This is a genomic window from Nonlabens xiamenensis (assembly GCF_003865345.1).
Classification (GTDB): Bacteria; Bacteroidota; Bacteroidia; order Flavobacteriales; family Flavobacteriaceae; genus Nonlabens; species Nonlabens xiamenensis.
Map to the genome: position 1 here is coordinate 245,258 of NZ_RMVE01000003.1, position 22,802 is coordinate 268,059.

19 protein-coding genes are annotated in these 22,802 nt (G+C 41.9%); 10 read left to right on the top strand and 9 right to left on the bottom strand.

The features are described 5' to 3' along the window. From EGM47_RS09535 to EGM47_RS09565, 7 genes are all read left to right on the top strand, one after another. Entirely contained in the window at nucleotides 1-1,272 is a 1,272-nt protein-coding gene (locus tag EGM47_RS09535) for an adenylosuccinate synthase (protein WP_124980581.1), read from the top strand. Nucleotides 1,273-1,386: 114 nt separating this feature from the next. After that, entirely contained in the window at nucleotides 1,387-2,346 is a 960-nt protein-coding gene (locus EGM47_RS09540) for a DUF368 domain-containing protein (protein WP_124980582.1), read from the top strand. Continuing rightward, nucleotides 2,347-3,366: a DUF368 domain-containing protein gene (locus EGM47_RS09545; RefSeq protein ID WP_124980583.1), complete on the top strand. Its 1,020-nt coding sequence runs from the start codon at nucleotides 2,347-2,349 to the stop codon at nucleotides 3,364-3,366. It begins immediately after the preceding gene. Continuing rightward, complete coding sequence (locus EGM47_RS09550) at nucleotides 3,341-4,132, top strand: shikimate dehydrogenase family protein (RefSeq protein WP_124980584.1); 792 nt, start codon at nucleotides 3,341-3,343, stop codon at nucleotides 4,130-4,132. Before EGM47_RS09545 ends, EGM47_RS09550 begins: the two co-directional genes overlap by 26 nt. Before the next feature lie 65 nt (nucleotides 4,133-4,197). Continuing rightward, nucleotides 4,198-6,315: a DUF349 domain-containing protein gene (locus tag EGM47_RS09555; protein ID WP_124980585.1), complete on the top strand. Its 2,118-nt coding sequence runs from the start codon at nucleotides 4,198-4,200 to the stop codon at nucleotides 6,313-6,315. A gap of 150 nt (nucleotides 6,316-6,465) precedes the next feature. Continuing rightward, nucleotides 6,466-7,161: a hypothetical protein gene (locus tag EGM47_RS09560; RefSeq protein ID WP_164510854.1), complete on the top strand. Its 696-nt coding sequence runs from the start codon at nucleotides 6,466-6,468 to the stop codon at nucleotides 7,159-7,161. Between the two features lie 147 nt (nucleotides 7,162-7,308). Further along, nucleotides 7,309-7,827 carry a CIA30 family protein gene (locus tag EGM47_RS09565; RefSeq protein WP_124980587.1) on the top strand — a complete coding sequence of 173 codons (519 nt, stop codon included), beginning with the start codon at nucleotides 7,309-7,311 and terminating at the stop codon, nucleotides 7,825-7,827. 66 nt (nucleotides 7,828-7,893) lie between these two features. Here EGM47_RS09565 and EGM47_RS09570 read toward each other — a convergent pair whose 3' ends face one another. From EGM47_RS09570 to pfkA, 3 genes are all read right to left on the bottom strand, one after another. Beyond that, nucleotides 7,894-8,757 carry a BadF/BadG/BcrA/BcrD ATPase family protein gene (locus EGM47_RS09570; RefSeq protein WP_124980588.1) on the bottom strand — a complete coding sequence of 288 codons (864 nt, stop codon included), beginning with the start codon at nucleotides 8,755-8,757 and terminating at the stop codon, nucleotides 7,894-7,896. 187 nt (nucleotides 8,758-8,944) lie between these two features. Next, nucleotides 8,945-9,949: a type I glyceraldehyde-3-phosphate dehydrogenase gene (gene gap, locus EGM47_RS09575; RefSeq protein WP_124980589.1), complete on the bottom strand. Its 1,005-nt coding sequence runs from the start codon at nucleotides 9,947-9,949 to the stop codon at nucleotides 8,945-8,947. A gap of 92 nt (nucleotides 9,950-10,041) precedes the next feature. Beyond that, nucleotides 10,042-11,028 carry a 6-phosphofructokinase gene (gene pfkA, locus EGM47_RS09580; RefSeq protein WP_124980590.1) on the bottom strand — a complete coding sequence of 329 codons (987 nt, stop codon included), beginning with the start codon at nucleotides 11,026-11,028 and terminating at the stop codon, nucleotides 10,042-10,044. Between the two features lie 116 nt (nucleotides 11,029-11,144). On the opposite strand from pfkA, the gene EGM47_RS09585 reads away from it, so the two are divergent. Continuing rightward, on the top strand, nucleotides 11,145-12,887 hold the full coding sequence (locus EGM47_RS09585) for a sodium:solute symporter family protein (protein WP_124980591.1): 1,743 nt from the start codon (nucleotides 11,145-11,147) through the stop codon (nucleotides 12,885-12,887). 36 nt (nucleotides 12,888-12,923) lie between these two features. Continuing rightward, entirely contained in the window at nucleotides 12,924-13,994 is a 1,071-nt protein-coding gene (locus EGM47_RS09590) for an acyltransferase family protein (protein ID WP_124980592.1), read from the top strand. Between the two features lie 59 nt (nucleotides 13,995-14,053). On the opposite strand, the gene EGM47_RS09595 is transcribed toward EGM47_RS09590, so the two are convergent. Next, on the bottom strand, nucleotides 14,054-15,226 hold the full coding sequence (locus tag EGM47_RS09595; RefSeq protein ID WP_240642381.1) for a DUF3095 family protein: 1,173 nt from the start codon (nucleotides 15,224-15,226) through the stop codon (nucleotides 14,054-14,056). Nucleotides 15,227-15,358: 132 nt separating this feature from the next. On the opposite strand from EGM47_RS09595, the gene EGM47_RS09600 reads away from it, so the two are divergent. Then, complete coding sequence (locus EGM47_RS09600; protein WP_124980593.1) at nucleotides 15,359-17,323, top strand: endonuclease; 1,965 nt, start codon at nucleotides 15,359-15,361, stop codon at nucleotides 17,321-17,323. A 152-nt stretch (nucleotides 17,324-17,475) separates the two neighbouring features. Here EGM47_RS09600 and EGM47_RS09605 read toward each other — a convergent pair whose 3' ends face one another. From EGM47_RS09605 to EGM47_RS09625, 5 genes are all read right to left on the bottom strand, one after another. After that, nucleotides 17,476-19,368, bottom strand: coding sequence for a DEAD/DEAH box helicase (locus EGM47_RS09605; RefSeq protein ID WP_124980594.1), 1,893 nt, complete (start codon nucleotides 19,366-19,368; stop codon nucleotides 17,476-17,478). Between the two features lie 288 nt (nucleotides 19,369-19,656). Next, entirely contained in the window at nucleotides 19,657-20,199 is a 543-nt protein-coding gene (locus EGM47_RS09610; protein ID WP_124980595.1) for a nitroreductase family protein, read from the bottom strand. Between the two features lie 98 nt (nucleotides 20,200-20,297). Further along, nucleotides 20,298-20,570, bottom strand: coding sequence for a hypothetical protein (locus tag EGM47_RS09615; RefSeq protein ID WP_124980596.1), 273 nt, complete (start codon nucleotides 20,568-20,570; stop codon nucleotides 20,298-20,300). After that, on the bottom strand, nucleotides 20,567-21,964 hold the full coding sequence (locus tag EGM47_RS09620) for a radical SAM protein (RefSeq protein ID WP_124980597.1): 1,398 nt from the start codon (nucleotides 21,962-21,964) through the stop codon (nucleotides 20,567-20,569). The genes EGM47_RS09615 and EGM47_RS09620 overlap by 4 nt, the downstream gene beginning before the upstream one ends. Then, nucleotides 21,951-22,721 (bottom strand): prolipoprotein diacylglyceryl transferase, encoded by a 771-nt coding sequence (locus EGM47_RS09625; RefSeq protein WP_124980598.1) that lies wholly within the window; start codon nucleotides 22,719-22,721, stop codon nucleotides 21,951-21,953. Before EGM47_RS09625 ends, EGM47_RS09620 begins: the two co-directional genes overlap by 14 nt. Nucleotides 22,722-22,802 lie beyond the last annotated feature (81 nt).

Sequence of the window (22,802 nt, forward strand, 5' to 3'; positions counted from 1 at the left end):
ATGGCAGTAGATTTATTGCTCGGCCTTCAATGGGGCGATGAGGGAAAAGGTAAAATCGTTGACGTGCTTACCTCTAATTATGACATCATCGCAAGATTTCAGGGAGGGCCTAATGCAGGACACACTTTGGAATTTGATGGTATTAAACACGTCCTGCGTACCATTCCTTCGGGTATCTTTCATGATCAGGCGGTTAATTTAATCGGTAATGGTGTAGTTATAGATCCAGTAGTATTTGTCCAGGAATTGGATGGTTTGGATCAATTTGATATAGATTACAAAAAGAAGTTGATTATTTCGCGTAAAGCGCACATCATACTTCCTACCCACAGGTTATTGGATGCAGCTTCTGAGACGTCAAAAGGAAAGGCCAAAATTGGATCTACGCTTAAAGGCATCGGACCTACTTATATGGATAAAACAGGTCGCAACGGTATTCGTATCGGCGATTTGGAAATGGGAACCTGGAAAACCAAATACAGAAATCTGGCCAATAAACACGAGGAATTGATCAAATTCCACGATGTAGATATTCAATACAACCTTCCCGAGATGGAAGAAGAGTTCTTCAAAGCGATCGATAGATTAAAAGAGCTTAGCTTCATAGATTCTGAGGAGTATCTACAACAAGCCCAAAAGAATGGAAAAAGTATTTTGGCAGAAGGGGCACAAGGATCATTACTTGATATAGATTTTGGAACTTATCCTTTTGTCACCTCTTCTAACACTACTGCTGCAGGAGCATGCACTGGACTGGGAGTTTCACCCAGACAAATTGGTGAAGTTTACGGGATTTTTAAAGCTTACACTACACGTGTGGGTAGCGGACCTTTCCCCACCGAACTCTTTAATGAAATAGGTGCCAAAATGGCCAAAGTAGGTCACGAATTTGGTGCAGTGACCGGAAGGCCGAGACGCTGCGGGTGGTTGGACCTGGTTGCGTTAAAATACACATGCCAAATCAATGGCGTGACTCAACTGATGATGATGAAAGGTGATGTTCTTTCTGGATTTGATAAGCTAAAGGTTTGTACCGCCTACAAATACAAGGGTGAGAAAATTACTCACTTACCCTACAATATAGAGCCAGAGAACTTAACCCCTTTATACGCCGAATTTGATTGCTGGGAAGAAGACTTAACTGCAATGACCACGGCCTCAAAATTCCCGAAAGAGTTGAATGAATATATAGAGTTCTTGGAGAAAGAACTGGAGATTCCCATCAAAATTGTAAGTGTAGGACCTGACCGCACCCAGACGATCCATCGCTAAATATAAATTCACCACCCATAGCTGTCAGCTTACCGATCTAAAAAGTAATGAGCTGTCGCGGTGTAAAGGTTGATTAACATCTCAAGATTTTACCTCCAATTCAACGACTGAATTATGGCGCTCAAAAAGTATCTCAATATTTGTTTCAAAGGAATTCTTATGGGTGCAGCCGATGTTGTACCGGGAGTTTCTGGCGGAACGATTGCATTTATCACGGGTATTTATGAAGAATTGATCAAAGCCATTGATGGATTAGGTCCAGAAGTGCTGCGGGATTTTTTCAAATTAGGCGTAAAAAATACGTTTGTAAAATATAACCTTAGCTTCCTGCTCTCATTGGCATCAGGTATTCTGATAAGCATACTCAGTTTATCCAAATTGATTACGTACTTGTTGCAGACAGCACCCGTACTGCTTTGGGCTTTCTTTTTTGGGTTGGTACTGGCCAGTGTTTGGTATATAGGCAAACAAATTACGCGATGGAATTATTTGGTCATCATTGCCATACTTATCGGCTCTATTGCTTCCTATTACATTACAATCGCAGAGCCTCTGGGAAGTCCTGACAGCTGGTGGTACATCATCTTTTCTGGTTTTATTGCCATCATTGCCATGATATTACCTGGTGTCTCTGGTGCATTTTTGCTATTGCTGTTGGGTAGTTATGAAAGCGTTCTGGGCGCCGTAAGCGGACTGGTAGAAGCGGTGGCTGCTGGCGATTGGAATAAGGCTTGGGAATCTCTGGGAACGATCCTGTTATTTGCCGTGGGATGTGTGGTAGGGCTTAAAGTGTTTTCGCGAATACTTACCTGGTTGTTTGAGCATTACAAAAATGTGACCCTGGGTTTGCTTACCGGGTTTATGATAGGTTCGTTAAATAAGCTGTGGCCTTGGAAAGAAGTGTTGGTATATCGCACCAATAGTCACGGTGAAGAAATACCATTTTTGGAACGCAGTATCCTGGCATCGGATTTTGATGGAGACCCTCAAATTTTATGGGTCGTCCTGCTATCAATCAGCGGTTTTTTACTTATACTTATGTTAGAAAAATGGGCCAGTAAAAAACAATCATAATTGCGTCAAGCCACCAGAACATTCAGCGACAAATTCTTTCTCGTTCTTAAGGGAATCGCTATGGGTACCGCAAATAAGGTTCCTGGAATTAGCGGTGGCGTGGTGGCTTATGTAGCTGGATTTTACGAAGAATTCATCTACTCCTTACAAAAGCTCAACCTCAAGGCGCTCAAACTTCTGGTCAACGGTAGATTCAGGGTGTTTTTTGAATATATCAACGGGCGTTTTTTGTCCCTGTTAATCTTGGGAGAAACATTGAGTTATTTTACCGTCAGCATAGGCTTTGATGTACTAATCAGGTTTTATCCCATCCTTGTTTGGGCCTTGTTCTTTGGGATGATCCTGGGATCGATCTACTATATCTCCCGTAGTTATGGGGAATGGACCAGGCGCAATTTATTTTTGCTGGTTACAGGCGTGTTGGTAGGTGTAGGCACTTCCCTACTCGACCCTGCGACGCAAAATGAAAACTTGATGTTTGTGTTTTTTTGCGGGATGGTCAGTATCTCAGGTATGACCTTACCAGGATTAAGTGGAAGTTTTATATTGATTCTTTTAGGCAATTACGTGCTTTTAATGGTAGATAGCATTAATGCTTTTTTTGATACCATGGTATGGATTGTACAAGGTGATTTTTCCTGGTGGAATGATACAGCGAATATGGATATGTTGCTTATTCTCATCGTTTTTGTGCTGGGATCAATAACAGGTCTGATCAGTTTATCACACTTGTTGGGCTGGACCATCAAACATTATCGCAATGAGACCAATGCCGTCATTATAGGTTTTATAACCGGTTCGTTGGGTGTAGTTTGGCCCTGGAAAAAGGAGGTTTTTAAAAAAACACTGGATGGAAGTATCAGCGTGGATGCCTCAGGAGCTCCTATTCTTGAAAATTACAGCCGTTACTGGCCAGAAATTACAGATACCCACACTTGGATAGCCGTGGTCATGATTACCATAGGTTTTGCCAGTGTATATATTTTAGATCGTTATGGAAACAAAGCAAATCCCGTCTAGTATATTCGGTCTGGTAGGCAAGCGTTTGGACTATAGTTTTTCGCGAGCCTACTTCTCAGAGAAATTTGAAAAACTTAAGCTGACTGACCATGAGTACCGCAATTTTGAAATGGATCGAGAATATTTGTTAAGCCGCTTTCGCGAAAGCGTGACCTACGACCCTCAAACCCGTACAACAAACGGAAAGTCTGAAATTATCAGAGGGCTCAACGTTACTATTCCCTACAAAGAGGACATGTTGAAGGTGGTCGATCATATCAGCGAGGAAGCCAAAGCCATCGGTGCCATCAATACAGTGGTCATCGAGGATAATATCTGGACCGGACACAACACGGATTGCTATGGTTTTGCCAAAAGCCTAGAAAATTTACCTCCTATTCAGAAAAATGCACTCATTCTGGGAACAGGAGGAGCCTCTAAAGCAATTGCCTATACCCTAGAAGCCTTACAGATACCCTACCTTTTTGTGAGCAGGAATCCGCAGGATGAATACATTATAAGTTACACCGCTTTAAACAAGGAGGTAATGCAGAGTGTAGGATTGATCGTTAACACAACGCCGCTTGGTGTGACGCCAGAGGTACATTTACGTCCAGAAATCCCTTATGAATGTTTAAATGAATCCCATCTGTTATACGATCTCGTGTACAATCCAGCCCAAACCATGTTCATGAAATTGGGACAGCGACATGGTGCCCAAGTGACCAATGGATACCAAATGCTTGTGCATCAAGCAGAAAAAGCCTGGGAACTTTGGAACAACTAAATGCCCGATAGATTGTACTTCCTGCCGAATCTCTTTATCTTGCCATCCCATTAGAAATGATTGATATGGAACAGAAGGACAACCTGCAGGATGCAGACGGAACAAAAGACACCTTGGAAAATGCCATGGTAGAAGAATCACTACCCAAAAACCCTGAAACAGGTATGGAGACCGTTGCTGTTGATGGAAAGGATGAAGATGCGCTACGGGAAGGAACTAATAAACCGGCCGGGAGAAAGGAAGATGAATCCACAACACACGAGGATGCGATCGTAGAGGAGAAAACTACGGTTGAACAATCTGAAGATACCATTGTTGACCTGGATGAGGACGAGGATGAAGATGAGGATCCGAATGACACCAGCGCCAATGAAATCCCTGAAAAAGATTACGATGCGATGGACATGCCCGAATTGATTAAAGAATTGAGGCATTTGATGCAAGAGTATCCGATCAATAGTTTCCGCAGTCAGGCCGAAGATATCAAGAAAGCTTTTGAAGCTGCTGATGCTGAAAACAAAAAAGAAGCCCAGGAAAAATTTCAGGAGGAGAATCCGCCGAGTGATGATCCATTGGCTCCCGAATTTGACTATAACAACCCGCTGGCATCAGAATTTAACGATCTTCATGCCTTATACCGCAAACAAAAAGGTCAATTTCAACGTGATCGTCGCAAACAACAGGAGAAGAATCTTGAAAAGCGTCGCGAAATCATCGAAGGTATCAAACAGCTGATCGATGAAGAAGAGAATATTGGTACTACCTTCAAGAAGTTTCATGCTTTACAAGATGAATGGAAAGCTACCGGAAATATTCCTCATGATGCCTATAATATCACTTGGGAAGACTACCGACTGGCTGTACAAAATTTCTATGACTATATTGACCTGAGCAAGGAATTAAGGGACAAGGATTTTGAACGCAATCTCGAGTTCCGTAAAAAGATAATTGCCAGGGCCGAAGAATTGGGTCAAGAAGAAAACATTCACAAAGCTTTACGTGAGTTACAAGAGCTTCACCGGATGTGGAAAGAAGACTCAGGGCCTGTTGCCAAGGAATTACGTGATCCTATCTGGGATGAATTCAGCGCTGCCACCAAAGTTATTCACGACAAACGACAAGCCTATTATGAGGAGCGTGATAAACTGGCGGCCAAAAATCAGGTGGTCAAAGAAAATATCATTGCCGAAATAGCCAAAATCACCCAAGAAGGAGCTAAAAATCACAGGGAATGGCAAGAAAGATTGCAAGAGATGAAGGTACTGCGCGAACTCTTTACCACGACAGGACCTGCACCAAAGGCAGTTAATAACGATCTGTGGAATAAGTTCAGGGCCGGTACGAGAGCCTTTAATAAAGCCAAGAACAATTATTACAAAGATTTAAAACGCGAGCAACAAGAGAATCTTGAAAAAAAGATGAAACTGATTGAAATCGCCGAAGAACATCAGGATAACGAGAACTTTGCAGAAGGTCTTGAAATCATGAAGCGTATTCAGGCCGATTGGAAAAAGATAGGTCATGTCCCTCGCAAAGACAGTGATAAAATCTGGAAGAGATTCCAAAAAGCATGTAATGCCTTTTTTGACAAGAAAAACGCCAAAAAGAAAGAGGATAGTAAGGAAGAGTTGGCCAATTACGAAGCCAAAATAAAAGTATATGACGCTTTAAAGGAAATGCTGCCACAAGATGATAAAAAAGCTATGCAGGCCGATATCCAAAAGCACATGGAAGAATGGGCGGCGATAGGTCGCGTTCCTTATAGCAAGAGACATATCCAGGATAAATTTGAAAAGTTATTGAAGGCAAAACTTAAAGCGGCGGGTATGAACGCTGTTGATGCCGAAATGATGAAATATCAAAATAAACTATCCAGCCTGGAAAATGGTAGCGAAAGAGACTTTAAAAATGAGCGTTTCTACCTTTCCAAACGCAGAGATGAAATTCAGAAGGAAGCATTGCAATTGGAAAACAACCTACAATTCTTTAACGCAAAGGATGACAAGAATCCTTTATTAGTGGCCCAACGTAAAAACATTGAGGAGCTAAACAAAGAATTGGAGGTCATTAAGGAAAAACAAAAGCAACTCAATATTCTTCAACGACAGTTAGAGAGAGAAGAAAATGAAGCCCAAGCTGAAGAGGAAGATAACAAGCCTACTGAAGAGGATAGCAAGGATTGACACAAAGTGAGAGGTGAATTTTATTTTCAAGTGAAAGCTTGACATTGACTTGCTATTTGTCTCCCAACACCCATATCCTTTTCATTAAACTTTTACAAAATGCACCGAAATTGATCGGTGCATTTTTTATTTTTAAAGAAAGTTCAGTTGATGTTCAAATTTTTGGAAAGGGTTTTCGGCAAACCTATGCGTTATTATGAAAACCTCATGGAATCCAGAAAGGAGCACTCAAATATCACTGCTGGACAAATAAATGAGGTAAAAAAGCTGTTAGAACCTTGTGTCCTTCAGGCGACCGCTTTCACGCCGATAGCTGAAACACCCGCCTCCATTGCTCTGAAAGCAACAGCGGAATTACCAACAGACCCAAAGGGAAATGCTTTGCCCTATTGGGGTCGATTTAAGCATAATTCAACAACTTGGGACTTTTTTGCAAAACCTGAAAAAATCACCCCTCGTCAATATGAAAATTTTTCTAGGTTGGTTCCTCAAATTGATGACCTTTCAGCTACGATATCCAAAGATTGGGAACAAAAAAGCGTGAACAGTTTACCTATTTGGGAGGAAATCATCCATCGTTTCCCAGAAATTCATCGCGAGATTGTCAGCTTACAGCCTAATCATCCTTGGACGCTTTACCGCAGAGCAAAAAAAACGATCGCTGACCTGGACTATCAGTTTGTTTTGGGAGGCTATCCGCAATGGAAGGTGAATAATGTAGATTTCAGAAAAATCAAGGATATTGAATTTATTGGAGAATTTAAGGTACCCTCTACTGATTACTCCCTTTATTATTTCAAAGATCCAGTAAACAATGTACTGGATATTAAAATACAAAGTTTTTAACAAAATAGTTGAATGTCCTGTGAACAATACATGGATTAGATATGTCGTTTGCCTTGTTTAAGTGGGCGATTGTCCATTATTATTGTTATTCCTTTATTTATAAAGGGAATTTCCCTTAATTTAAACGAAAGCAAAAATCCCTAAATTATGCTTAGTAAAACCATTAAGATTACCCCTGAAGAGATCAAGTTCGGGAGGCAGGAACTGCGCTATCAGTGGCTGCCCTTTGATGATAAGGTCACTGGTGGAAGATCCACAAGCATTGTGGAGCAACATGAAAATCATACCACCTATAGTGGCGAGATCAGACATATCAACAATAGCGCATGGAGTTGCCTACGTTCCAATAAGGTCATTCAGGATTTGAGTAAATACACTTCGATCGAAATCAAGTTAAAGACAGATGGTCGTCCGTATGCCTTTGAAATGGAGTACAATGAAGGTTGGCAACATGAAAAAATAGGATTCTTGATCCGTACATTGCCCAATGAATGGACCACTGTACATTTTCCTATCGCAGATTTTCAACACTCTATTTTTGGCGAAATTCAGGATAAACCAGTTGATTTATCGGTATTAGATAATATACTGCGTTATAATTTCTATGTAGCCGAACGTATTACTGGCCCTTTTAGACTGGAAATAGAATACATCAAATTCTTTTGAATCTATCACTAAAAAAGCCGTCTAAATCAATAGACGGCTTTTATTATTAGTTCAAATTAACTCCAATCAAGAAGCCTTGAGTTTTTTGATGTGGTAGGCCACGACCCCTTCAATAGGTCTTCTGACGATGTTTCCGACTTCATAATCGTACTCATCAGCTACTTGTTTGATACGGCGCTCGGCAAAGTAAGCGATACTTCCGACAAAATGGACTTTATATTGCTTGATCTCTTCATGGAATTGCAGGATCATATTTCGCGAGAATTTACGCAAGCCTCTGCGCAACACCTTTTTTATATAAGGTTCTTCCAGGTTTTGAAAGATAAACTCAGCATGGGTCGCCAAGAAAGCATTGGGATTGGGTTGCTTATACAGATTGTTCTTGATGTAATCAGATTCCAGATTGTAATTGGCCACAAATCGCTCCCTTAATATTTCCGGCATACGCTTGAAATAATAATCTCGGATCAACTCCTTTCCATACCAGTTGCCACTGGCCTCATCCATAATGGTATATCCCAGTGATGTCACTTTTTGATGGATCTCCTTACCGTCTGAAAAACAACAATTGGAACCCGTCCCCAAGATACAAACAACACCTGGTTTATCCCCTACTGCGGCGTACACAGCGGCGGCGGTATCTTCCTTTACCACCACTTCGTCAGCTTTGTCGAAATAAGCGGTCAACAGGGCTTCTAGTGCGGTACGAGGCTTTTCAGTACCACAACCCGCTCCATAAAAATAAAGTTTTTCAACCTGATCTTTGGCATTGACCAATTCCTCACATTCCAGGATACGCGTTTGGAGTTCATCCACACTCAGTATGGCTGGATTCATGCCTTTAGTGCGTGCTTTAAATAACTGCTCACCGTTGTTATCGATGGCAATCCAATCACATTTGGTCGAGCCACTATCCGTAATAAGAATCATAATGGGTGTTTTAATTGAATTTCCTAAGCTGGGAAAATAAAAAAGAGGTCGTCTAAAAAGCAACGTTTTAATGTCAAACTGAACCTGTCGAAGTTTTTAACTTTTTGATTTTCAAAACGTCTTCGACAAGCTTAGATTGATAACATTGTCATTGATGGGCTTTTTAGACAGCATCTTAGGTATAGAATTAAAGAGAGTTGACTTTTTCGGCCAGATCAACCAACTTATTGGAGTACCCAAATTCGTTGTCGTACCAGCTGACCAACTTAAAGAAAGTTGGATTCAACTGGATGGCAGCTTCGGCATCATATATACTTGTGCGGTCATCACTCACAAAGTCTTGGGACACTACAGCTTCATCGGTGTAACCTACGACACCTTTCATGTCTCCCTTAGCTGCTTTCGCGAAAGCGGCATTGATCTCCTCCAAACTGGTTTCCTTTTCCAATTTTACCGTAAGGTCTACCACAGAAACATCGACTGTAGGCACCCTAAAAGCCATTCCGGTCAGTTTACCTTTCAATTCCGGGATTACCTTAGTTACGGCTACGGCAGCACCAGTAGAAGTAGGTATGATGTTATTCATAGCGCTACGGCCTAATCTATAGTTTTTCTTACTAGGTGCATCTACGGTCTGTTGAGTAGCGGTGGTAGCGTGCACAGTAGTCATCAATGCTTCCTGGATCCCAAAATTATCGTTCAGAATCTTGGCCATCGGTGCAAGACAGTTGGTCGTACAAGAGGCATTGGAAACGATATTGTGATCTGCGGTCAGTTCATTATCATTTACCCCCATTACAAACATAGGAGCTGTTTTTGATGGAGCAGAAATCACTACTTTTTTGGCACCGGCATCCAAGTGAGCCTGTGCATTGTCTAGATCTGTAAAGATTCCGGTACAGTCGGCTACCACATCTACATCTACCTCATTCCATTTCAGGTTTTTGGGATCACGTTCAGAAGTTACGCGCACTTCTACACCATCTATAACCAAGTTTCCGTTTTTGATCTCAATGCTTCCACCATATCTCCCGTGTACCGAGTCATATTCTAACAAGTAGGCCAATTGCTCTACATCTACCAAGTCGTTGATGGCAACTACTTCTACATTTTCTCTTTTTAGAGTCGCTCTAAACACAATACGACCTATACGACCGAATCCATTGATTCCTAATCTTAGTTTTTTACTCATTTTTCTGTAATTTAATTAGTTGTTATTATGGGTCCCTTGAATTTGTCTTCGGGACAAGTTGACCATTGCTATCAATGGCAATTCATTTTTAATTAGGTAGTCATGATATCACTTACCCTGAGTAATTCAAGATCGATATCGGTTTTTCCTTTTACCGCCTGATCGATCGGACAGAGCGTGATTTTAGAATCTTGTATACCGACCATATAGTTAGACTTCCCGTCTAAGAGGCTCTCAACTGCTTTGACCCCCATACGACTGGCCAGCACCCTGTCCCAACAGGATGGGCTACCGCCACGCTGCATATGACCCAACACAGAAACACGTACCTCATATTCAGGAAGGTTTTGCTCTACATAATCCTTAAGGTCAAATACATTTTCCCCAGTGGTATCACCTTCTGCTACCACAACGATACTAGACGTTTTCCCAGATTCCCGAGAGCGCTTTAAACTTTCGAGCAAACGGTCCTTACCTAGATTTTCTTCTGGAATCAAGATCTCTTCTGCACCTGCTCCTACTCCCGCATTTAAAGCGATATGACCGACATCACGACCCATCACCTCTACGAAAAACAAGCGGTTGTGCGAGCTGGCCGTATCCCTGATCTTATCAATGGCCTCGACTACTGTATTCAAAGCGGTATCATATCCCAAAGTTGAGCTAGTACCATAAATATCATTATCGATAGTGCCTGGAATACCCATGACAGGAAAATCAAATTCTTGGGAGAAAATCATGGCACCTGTAAAACTTCCGTCCCCTCCTATGACTACAAGAGCATCAAGTCCAGCTTCCATGGCATTGGAATGTGCCTTTTTTCTACCCTCTACAGTGCGGAATTCCTGGGATCTGGCACTTTTCAATATGGTACCTCCCTTGTTGACAATGTTGTTCACACTACGGGCATTCATCTCCTTAAAATCACCTTCTATCAATCCCTGATATCCTCTATAGATTCCTATACAATCTACTTTATGAAACGCACAGGTTCTTACCACCGCTCTGATGGCTGCATTCATTCCTGGAGAATCGCCCCCAGAGGTCATGACCCCAATCTTTTTAATCGATTTACTCATTAATTTTTTGATAATAAACACGCTAATCTATTAAAGTTTTATGATTGTAAATAGTGAATGTTTCTATATTTAGCTTTTTAATGAAATTCAAACGTTATCGTTAATAACTTTTGCCTATGAAGCTGGAAATCATTGACATTTGTATCATCATCACCTTCTTTTTGATCTCTTTGGCCATAGGTATACTGGTGTCTAAAAAAAGTTCGCAAGACAGCTCGTCTTTTTTTCTTTCAAGTAGAAATATGCCATGGTGGCTGTTGGGTGTTTCCATGGTCGCCACTACATTTGCCGCAGACACCCCAAATCTTGTAGCTGGCCTCGTACGTTCAGATGGTGTAGCCGGGAACTGGGTCTGGTGGGCTTTTCTGATCACTGGTATGCTCACCGTCTTCTTTTATGCCAAGCTATGGCGACGCAGTGGCATCACCACGGATCTCGAATTTTATGAAATGAGATATAGCGGTAAAAGCGCTGCATTTCTCAGAGGCTTCAGGGCCATATACCTGGGCGTTGTCTTTAATATTATTATCATGGCCACTGTTTGTCTGGCAGCCATCAAAATCGGCCATGTGATGTTTGGCTTTAGCGCAGGTACCACCCTATTCTATGCCTCCGTCGTTACCCTGGCTTATTCTCTTTTAGGAGGTCTTAAAGGTGTTTTGTTGACGGACTTTGTGCAATTCATTATTGCGATGGTGGGATCCGTATGGGCGACCTTGTATATATTAGATCTCCCTGAGATTGCAGGGATGAACTCACTGATGACACACCCGAATGTATCCGATAAATTAGCCTTGTTACCTGACTTCACCGATACAGATCTGGCGATGGGTATTTTTATTATTCCCATTGCTGTACAATGGTGGAGTACTTGGTATCCCGGTGCAGAACCTGGCGGCGGCGGATATATTGCCCAACGTATGCTGGCGGCCAAAAACGAAAAACATGCTACTTGGGCAGTTTTATTTTTTAATGTAGCTCATTATGCCTTGAGACCATGGCCCTGGATCATCATCGGTCTGGCTTCACTGGTTATTTTCCCAGACCTCTCAGCATTGCAATCTGCCTTTCCAGAGCTGAATGAAAGTTTTATTAAAGATGACCTGAGTTATCCGGCCATGCTCACCTATCTCCCGGCTGGCTTGTTGGGATTGGTTGTGACTTCACTGGTCGCGGCTTTTATGAGTACGATATCAACCCATTTGAATTGGGGGTCCAGTTATGTCGTCAATGATTTTTACGCTAGGTTTTTTCAACCCCAGGCAACGGAAAAGGAAAAAGTGATCATAGGACGTGTTTCCATGGTATTTATGATGGGGGCCGCAGCCCTATTGTCACTGGTATTGGAAGAAGCCAAATTTGCCTTTGACCTCATTATTCAAATTGGTGCTGGCTCTGGACTGCTCTTTATTTTGAGATGGTTCTGGTATCGCATCAATCCGTGGTCAGAAATTACGGCTATGATTTCCTCCTTCATCATGGCCCTCTTGTTTTTTGTCAACTCGAGTGAACGACTGGGCTTTCAGCATCAATTATTTGGTGAAATAAAAGGCTGGGAAGCCATATGTTTGAATGTGTTGGTCACCAGTATCGCCTGGTTAGTTGTCACATTTATCACTTCGCCCAGCAATACGGAAACCCTTGAAAAATTCCACCAAAGTATTTTTGGCACCCACTCAAAATTTCACCATTTCCAATTTAAAAGTCTTGGATTTATGTTGGGCATCATTGGGATATATGCACTTCTCTTTGGAACTGGAAAGTTTTTCTACGGCCAGCATGTCTTCGGACTGTGCTTGATCAGCTTGTGCATAGGTTGCGGATTAGGAATTTATAGCCTGCGAAAAAAACTATTTTAATACATACAAGCTTCTAAGCATTACATTTGCCTAGCTATGGAAATCAAGCAACTCCATCCACTTACCTCATTGAGGTTTGTATTTGCCTTGATGGTATTTTTTTCTCATTTGGCTTACCTAGAAGAAAGTCAAAATGAAGGACTGCAACAATTATATACACAAGTTTTTTCACAAGGATATATAGGTGTCGGGTTCTTCTTTATTTTGAGTGGATTTATCCTGACTCATGTGTATTCTGCCAGATGGCAAGAAAGGAAACAAGAACGCCGGAAGTTTTATATCCTTAGGATAGCAAGAATATATCCTTTACATCTATTGACCTTGTTGGTCGCGGCTCCCCTTATGTTGTACAACATAGTTTGGGGCCCCGAATTGTTAGCCATCAGTGTGAGCAACTTGACTTTGACACAGGCATTTATTCCAGATATTGACTATAATTTTTCTTATAACGGAGTTTCTTGGAGCATCAGTTGCGAACTCTTCTTTTATTTATGTTTTCCTTTTTTATTGCTGTGGTGGCGTCAACTTAAAGCACTGAAGTACTTCCTATTTTTTATTCTTACGGCCTTACTGTTAGTGCTGATGATCACCATCCCTGCCAGTTGGCATAACTCCTTGTTCTACGTGCACCCCTTATCCCGAATTCTTGATTTTATTTTGGGTATATTTCTTTACGAATTGTATCGCTACATCAAACGTATCAACTTCAGTACGATGCAAGGCTCCTTCTTAGAGCTGGGAGGGATATCCTTATTGGTATTGTTTTTTTGCTTTCGCGAAAGCGTGCCCGACAGCTTTCTTCACTCCATCTATTATTGGATACCTATGTGCGTCATCATAGCCACATTTTCCTTGCAAAGAGGTTATATTTCCCAACTGCTGAGTAGGAAACCAGCCATCTGGTTAGGCGAAATTAGTTTTGGTTTCTATATGTGGCATCATCTGGTCCTTCGATATTTTCATGCGATCAACCGTCGATTAAATTTTATGGAGAACGAAATTGTTATCGGGCTTACCTGTTTATTCTTCACCATACTCATTGCAGGGTGTAGTTTTCAATACTTTGAACGGCCTTCCAATAAATGGGTGAGGACTTTCTTAAAGTAGAATGGACTCGGAGTCAACTCTTAGGCAATACTGAAAGATCAGAAATCCAAGTGAACTCATTAACGCAACTTTTTCTTAAGCACCCTTGCTGCTTGGGTATAACCCCCATCCTCGCCATCTAAAAAGTGAATATGATAGTCATCTAAGGCCGTAACGTAGCAAGATAACACGCTGGTTTTACTACTATAAAAACCATATTTAATTTGGTCTTGGGACTCCAATTGGTCCAGATAGGCAATGAGCGATTCTCGCTGCTTGATCGTCCCTGTAATCACGGTGTTGATCGCCCCATCAATGAGCAAAGTTTCCGTAAGTTGGATCATATCTCGTACATAATCCTGACCCTTACGGGTGCTTTTGAGGTAAATTCTTCCCATGATCGAACGCAGCCAGCTACGGGACAATTCCAACCCAGTAACCTTAGCGTATTTCATTTTCACCTCGTCTTTGATCCGATTGATGCGATGAACCATTTTCAAACGTTTTGGTGTCACTGGATGTCTTTTATGATCATCACCGTAAATCTCTTCAATCTTTTGAAGCACATCAGCATAAACCTCAAACTGTTGAGAGACAAAGGTGGCATAGATAATTAGAGACAATACCTCATTCTGATTTTTAGGAGGTCTGATCTTGTCCCATTTACATTCCATGCCTTCAAGGTTGAGGTTGTAGTTCATGGCTGCCGTATCAAGGTTGTTTTCATCATTATTTTTGATCTGCTTTTCCGCAATATGTAAGGCATCGCCTATAACAATAGGCATGGTATGAAGATTATTGCGTTTGAATTTCAGCAGCTCTAAAACTCCCGTTTGCACCCTTATATCCCCCACATTTCTTGCTCCTACACGCAGATGAAACCCAAAGGATGAACTACATCGTTGCTGGTGTAATTGTAAGGCACTTAGACAGGCCAATCGTAAACTATCAGGCACGAGTAAAGTTGCGCCATCACCACCAAAAAAGAACGGAATATCTATTCCAGCATCACGGGCGATGTTGAGACAGGCAACTATACTGCCAGTAGCAGCCAGGTGGATCATTTGCTGTTTTCCTTGTTCAACGGCAATGGTCGAATTTTCCACATCGGTAACGATGATGTACCAATCACCTGGAACTTTATGATACAATTCAGGTCTGGCCATCACATCATAAATTGGCCCAGAACGTAGTGGCAGATTAGAATAGAAGCTATCCGTTGGCGTATGCATCCCCAAACTTACCAACTTCATAGCCAAATGATGACAAGGAATTCATAAATATAAATAGTCGAAATTCATGAATTACGACATGCTAATCCTTAACAGTTTATTCATCTGCCCTCGGTTTTAATGCAGTACTTTTGCAAAAATTTAAGCTCTCAAATGCGCATACTTTTATTTTCTATTGCGGTTATTTTCGCTTTCGCGAAAGCACAATCCCAAGTTATCATTAACGAACTAGACGCCGATACACCTGGTGTAGATACCGCCGAGTTTGTCGAATTAAAAACTCCGTCGCCATTTACGTCGCTCAACGGCTATGTGATGGTTCTTTTTAACGGTAGCAGTTCAAGCACCTCCGGAATGGGACGCAGCTACTTTGCCTTGGACCTGGATGGGGCAGTTACCGATGCCAACGGTCTATATGTGATTGGAGGAAATGACGTCGTACCCGTTCCAGACAGAGTATTTTCTCAAAACACCTTACAAAATGGGGCCGATGCGATCGCCATTTATCAGGGAAATGCGACCGACTGGCCAGATCGTACTTTTGCGACTACGGTAAACTTAGTAGATGCGGTGATTTATGACACGGATGATGCAGACAACGCCGATTTAATGAACTTGCTCAATATTTCCAGTCAGTGGAATGAAAATGAGAATGGTCTTAAAACTACTGAATCGCTTCAACGGAAGTCAGATGGTACTCTTGAAGCCAAAACCCCGACACCGCATTCACTTAACGATGCTATGTCTCCAACCTATACTGGAGTCGATTTTGCGATCAGCACCAGCGAATTAAATGAACCAGATACCTTTAATATTGTGTTTTCGTTGACCCAAAGCATTTCTAGTGATTTTAATTTGGGCTTTTCTCTTAACAACGGTAATTTCAATACGGCCGACTATACAGGAGCTACTTCTTTTACCATTCCCGCAGGTCAGACCAGTGTGAATCTTTCCTTCAGCATCGTAGATGATATGATTGATGAAGGTGATGAAACCATGCGTATTAATATAGGAAACAACCTTCCCGCTGGATTTAAACGAATCAAGGACAATCAGGAAGTCTTTGTCATCGATAATGATTTTCAGGTTGCCGGTTATGGAACCCCACTCGCTCCTACCTACGGAAACGTGGCCAGTACGGCACCGACCAATTACTACAATAGCCTCAATGGATTATCTGGTGCAGCCTTGGAAGAAGCGATCACAGCAATCATCGCAGAAGAAAATGTGGTCCGTATCCATACTTATGATGATGTCACCGAAATACTCAAGGATGCCGATGTTTCTCCATTGAACTCTAACAAAGTATGGTTGTTCTATACCGAACAAGAACGTAGAATCATTGATTTTCAGACGACGAGCGACAATACGGGGAAATGGAATCGCGAACATATTTACTCACGATCTCGAGGAGGATTCTTTGATATAGAATACGATCGTGTGAATGACGGTATTGCGGTTTGGACAGAAACTAATGCGGATAGCTTGAGGCATGGTCAAAGTGACGCTCATCACCTAAGGGCAGTTGACGGTCCTGAAAATAGTTCCAGAGGGAACAGCGACTATCCCGAATACAATGGACCAAGCGGCTCCCAAGGAAGTTGGCAAGGCGATGTAGCCAGGGCACTTTTCTATATGGACCTCAGGTACAATAACCTAGGTCTGGTGAATGGAAATCCACCCAATACTACAGTTGGACAGTTAGGCGATCTTGCCACCTTGATCCAATGGCATCGCAACGATCCACCAGACGATTTTGAAATGAACAGAAACAATGTCATTTATACCTGGCAAATCAACCGTAACCCATTTATCGACCTTCCAGACCTTGCAGAATATATCTATGGAAATCAAATAGGACAGAACTACACGCTTTCGGAAGATCGGGATTCATTAAATTCAGTTGTTGTCGCTCCTAATCCCTCTAATAGTTACTTTTTCGTAAGAAATATTCTGTATCCCACCCAACTCGCCATCTATGATATGATGGGAAGACTGGCCTTGCAAAGAGACCTGGATAGAGATACGAATATCATACACGACCTGGCTCCTGGGACCTATGTAATCCGTTTGACCGCCATGGATCTAAGTACTACCAAAAAACTGATCGTACAATAACATTTCCACAGAAATTTATAGGATATCTAATTTGTTTTGACTCCTTCTCCCATCTGATTAATTCTATTTATTCTGTGGGTAATAAAAGTAAAACCTAAAAAAACCCTTCTGTTGAAAGAAGGGTTTTTTAGTTGAGATGTAAAATAATAGAATCAGTCCCATTTTGAACCAAAGAATTTGGATCTTCCTTTGGCTTGGTTACCTTTCTTTTTACCCTTTTTGCTCTTTCCTCCTTTAGGACCAGACTCGGTGTTCTTCGTTTTCCGGTTTTTAAATCCGCCAGAGTTCTCCTGAGTATCCTTAGCGGGACGTCCTTTAAATCCTGATTTGGAATCGGAAGTTTCACCGTGTCTACTTCTTCCTTTAAAGCCTCCTTTTCTATCCTTATGACGACCGCCACCTCTTTCGCGGTTCTCTTTTACCGCTCCTTGATGCTCATTAGCTCTCAATTCGCGACCATTGCGTTCGGCTCCATTGAGTTTGTCCATTTTTTGAGCCACTTCTTCCTTTACATCCATAAATGAATGTGCACCGTCAAGGACAATTCGCCCTATATCATTTCCAGTAAGTCCGGTGACATCACAAACAAAACCAAGTAAGGACCCTTTATTCATATCATCTTTACGGCCCAAGTTGATGAAATAAGTCTTCATCCCTTCTTCCCGTCCTCTACTCCTGCGGCCTCTTTCATTAAAGCCTCCTTTTTCCTCCCGCATTTTTGAGCGATCGTTAAGGTCGGTAATAGAATTGCGCTGATAAATTTTATTATATTCTCTACTCAGGAATTTTCCTATGAGCTGATCTTTGGTAAGATCCTCTAGACTCTGCTGGACTTCATAGAATAATTCATCGCTGATTTTATCATTGACTTCCTGTTTTTTCAGGTTTTCGGTCCAACGCGAAATGCGTTTTTGCGTGATGGCTTCAAGGGCTGGGATCTCTCCTTTTTCAAATTTAATCCCCAATTTGTTTTCCATGTAACGCAGTTTGCGCACGTCTCCCTTTGTGATCAAAGCAATGGATCGACCGGATTTACCTGCCCGCGCCGTACGACCGGAACGGTGGGTGTAAAATTCTGGATCATCAGGCAGGGCAAAATGAATGACATGAGTAATATCCTCTACATCAATTCCCCTAGCGGCTACATCGGTAGCGATAAGCAGAGTAAGGTTTTTATTACGGAAACGTTTCATAGCCGCATCTCGCTGCGCCTGGGACATATCACCATGGAGGGCTTCCGTAGAATAACCATTATTGTTGAGCTCGTCGGCCACATTTTGTGTATCGCGTTTGGTGCGACAGAAAACCACACCAAATATATCTTGATCAAAATCCAACATTCTTCTCAAGGCTTCAGTTTTATCCCTGGCCTTCAATTGGACGTACTCGTGAGTAATATTTGTATTAACGATATGCTCCCGATTGATTTTCACCTCTTCGGGTTGCACCATATAAGTATCGACAATCTTTTTGATCTCTTTGGCCATGGTGGCAGAGAACAACCATATATTTCGGCCTACGTCAGTTTTGGAAAGAATATAGTCAATATCATCACGAAAGCCCATATTGAGCATCTCATCTGCCTCATCCAGGATAAGATATTTCAAGGCATCGAGTTTTACTTCCTTCCGCTTCATCAAATCCATCAATCTTCCTGGAGTAGCTACAATAACTTGCGCTCCTCTTCTGATGTCTTTAATTTGGCCCATGATGTTTGCTCCTCCAAAAACAGGTACAACGTTGAGTTTTCCCAATTTCTGAGACATCAAATCAATCTGTCGGCAAATTTGTTGTGCGAGTTCGCGTGTTGGCGCTAGTATCAGCGCCTGCGTTTCTTTTGAGCTGGTATCCATCAGTTCGAGCAATGGAAGACCAAAAGCTGCTGTTTTCCCTGTACCGGTCTGCGCCAGACCTATAAAATCTCCATCATGCTTAAGCAGGATGGGAATTGCTTGCTGTTGAATCTCTGTTGGATTCTCAAACCCCATTTCAGCAAGGCCGTCCAATAACGGCTGTGATAGCCCTAAGGCTTCAAAATTTTTCAAATAACTGTGTTTAAATATTTTGCAAAAGTACGATTAATAAATGGATTTGACTGATCTAGACATGCTTAGTTAAGCCGTGTACTTGGTTGTTAACTTTGAATGATCAGGTATTTCAACAATTAGGATTAGCGTTCATGTTTATACTGACTTGAATTTCCACACGCTGGTACTTAAGTTCAACCTACAAAAGGAACATCCTATTCGTCAGGTCCTATTTTTATGATTATCCATTTATTAGGCTGATCTGCTGTTGCCTTACTTCACAAATTGCACAATTTCATCCAATGGCTATCGTGCAGGAAGTTGATGATCAGGTGCTTCATCAAATGTGCCTAGAAAGAAAAATCCGAGAAAACGTTCCCGATCGTCTACTGAGATGCGATCATATTGGGACATATCTGCATAGGATTTGGGGCTGCTCCAATAACAACCGTGTCCCAGCGCATGGCAGGTCAGCCACATGTTCTGAACGCTCATTGCGGTGGCCGCCACTTCTTCCCATTCAGGGACCGCCTCTTGCTCGTCCCGATGCATGAAGATCAAGCATACAGCACTACTTGCTTCAAGGTTGGTTTTCAGCTTCTTGATTTTATAGGAAGTCGGCTTTCCTGTGCTAGCCATGAACTGCTCTTCCATGAAGTCACCAAGCGAGGTCAGCGCCTCTCCCTGAAGAACTTTGTAGCGCCAGGGTTCAGTTTTGCGGTGATTAGGTGCCCATCTCGCACTTTCAAGTATTTTATGTAAATCTGAAGATGAAATCTCTCCTTGGGTATATTGTGCAGGAAAAACACTGCGACGAGTCTGTATGAGTTGCAATAGGTCGTTTATCATGACCTAAAGATACTGATTGGATGTTCGATGATCAAAAAAATAAGCTAAACGCTAACGGAGCTAGTTACAAATACGGATGAATTTATCTTAAGGTTGAGTCAACCAAAACAACTGCTGAAACCCAGAATCAGAATCAATAACCCACTCACTCCAAAGCCCTGAGCCAGTCTTTTCCCGTTATTGATAAAAGCAAAAACCGTAGCCATAAGAAAACAAAAAATCCAATGGGGAATGGACAAGAAAAAAATACCGGCTAAATCTGGCGTATAAGGTCCACTATTGCCTCCATCAGAATAAATAATGATCGAATAGATTAAGAAAACTAGCAGATTAACTCCTACGGTAATACCAAAAACTTTCTTTGAATTCATAGGGACTGTGATTTTAAATGTTCGAGTTTTTCCTTGAATTCGTCTCTATAAAATAGATTCATGGTTTCAAAAGGAATGATGGTACCATTGGGTTGGGCGATGTGTACGCATGATTTCTTGATCGCCCTAACGTCAAAATCATAAGCGTCCATAAAGTTCATAACTATGATCCTAAAGATATTATCATAGCCCATATCAGGGGCAACGATTTCTGGTAAACAGCACAGTAACTCGTGCACATCTTCCCGCACCGCATCAACAGAAATACCCGTGCTAAACATTTGCAACATATGTTGCTTTAATCGCTCATCTTGTTCATAAACAATGGTGTTTTTTGAATTGTTGAGCAAATCCTCAGGGTTGATGTACCTAGTGAGCGGTTGTACCTCCCCCTCTACCTTGAGGGCGTAAGCCATCAATAAAGCATCGGGATTACAGGGTACTGGAATGATATCGTCATACGTAAAAATATTACTTTGCTCTACAATTAATCGGCGTACCTCTGAATTGGTCAAGCGATCCATGGCGGGATCAAAATGCTCCAAACGGCCACTGATGCTGGTAGGCTGAAAAGTCACCCCACGCACACACGGCTGTTGCATCGCGTATTCCAGGATTGTACCAATCTCCTGATCATTTTCACCTTTTTGAAGAGTGACTACCAGTGTGGTACTTAGGTTCAGCTGATTGAGCTTTTGTAATGCTTTTTTCCTAATATCAAGCAAGTCCTTACCTCGCATTCGCTCCAGCACTGCGGCGTCAAAAGAATCAAACTGAAGATAAATCTCAAAATCAGGCGTATATGTCGCCAATCGCTCTGCAAATCCAGGGTCATTGGCGATTCGCACACCATTGGTATTAAGCATCAAATGCTTGATGGGATAGGTCTTGGCCAAATCCAGGATCTCAAAAAATTGCGGATGTATGGTCGGCTCCCCACCACTGAGCTGGACTACATCGGGCTCACCTTCACTGAGTACTACCGTTTCAAACATCGAGCGAATTTCTTCTAAACTGCGGTGTCTGCCATGGGTTGGCGAGCTACTCGCATAGCAGGTAGGACAAGTTAGATTGCAACGATCGGTGACTTCGATCAAAGTCAGACAACTGTGTTGTTCGTGATCCGGACAAATACCGCAATCTAGCGGGCATCCATAATCAGTTGTTGTATGTGGTTTACGCGGATACTCACTGGCCTTGTTGAAATTGCGGATGTTTTTATAGAATTCGACATCATCAGCGATCAATACCTTTTGAAACCCGTGGTCTTTGCAGGTTTTCATGATATATACATTTTCCTTCTCAAAGATAATTTTGGCAGCTATAGGTCGGTGACACTCATTGCAGAGACTGGTCGTGGCATCGTAGTAAATGTAATTCTTATTTCTGGTCATGTAGCAGTTGGTGTGGAGCGATGAATAAAGATAGAATAGTTTTGTGATAGTAAGCCAAAACTGCCAGACAAACCCATTGGATAGAGCTAAGCCCTATAATATCATACGTCCAAACAGGTTTGATGAATTCTTGTAAAAAACGATAAACCACATAGGCGATCATAAAAAACTGAAACAACTTGCCTGACTGTAACGACCATCTTCTGCTTATCCAGTTGAGACATATCCAGAGCAACGCTAAAAAAATGAGTTCATACAACACCACAGGATGCCTTCTGATACCATCTCCCAAATCCATAGCCCAAGGCAGGTTGGAAGCCATCCCGTAGGTTTCCTCTCCCACACCCATACTAAAACAACCCAAGCGACCTATCATCAGGGCTAGGATTATGGGAAACACAAATAAATCCCCAGAAGACTGTCGAATTCCATAAGCCTTTTTCATCAGTTCAACCCCTATCAATCCGCCGACAAATCCGCCGACCACGGTTTTATTTTTATATAAATACAACCAGAAATCAGCCGCTGTCCACCAATCCAGCGGACGCTCCATGGCACCCAAAACCCGTGATCCGATTAATGCGCCCAGAGCTGCACCTATAATGATCAGGATACGTTGTGAGTTGCTAAGAGGATCAGTTTGGTATTTACGTAAATAGCTATAATAGCGGTAACCAAGACTAAAAGCCAGCACTTCAAATAAGAGATGGAGAGGCACATGAACTCCAAAAATGGTCCACTGAATAGGAAATTCCATGAGTGAAATATACAGTTAAAAATGATGGCGGCTATAAATTTTCATCACCTCTTAGCTAGACGTATTACTCTTTGAAAAACA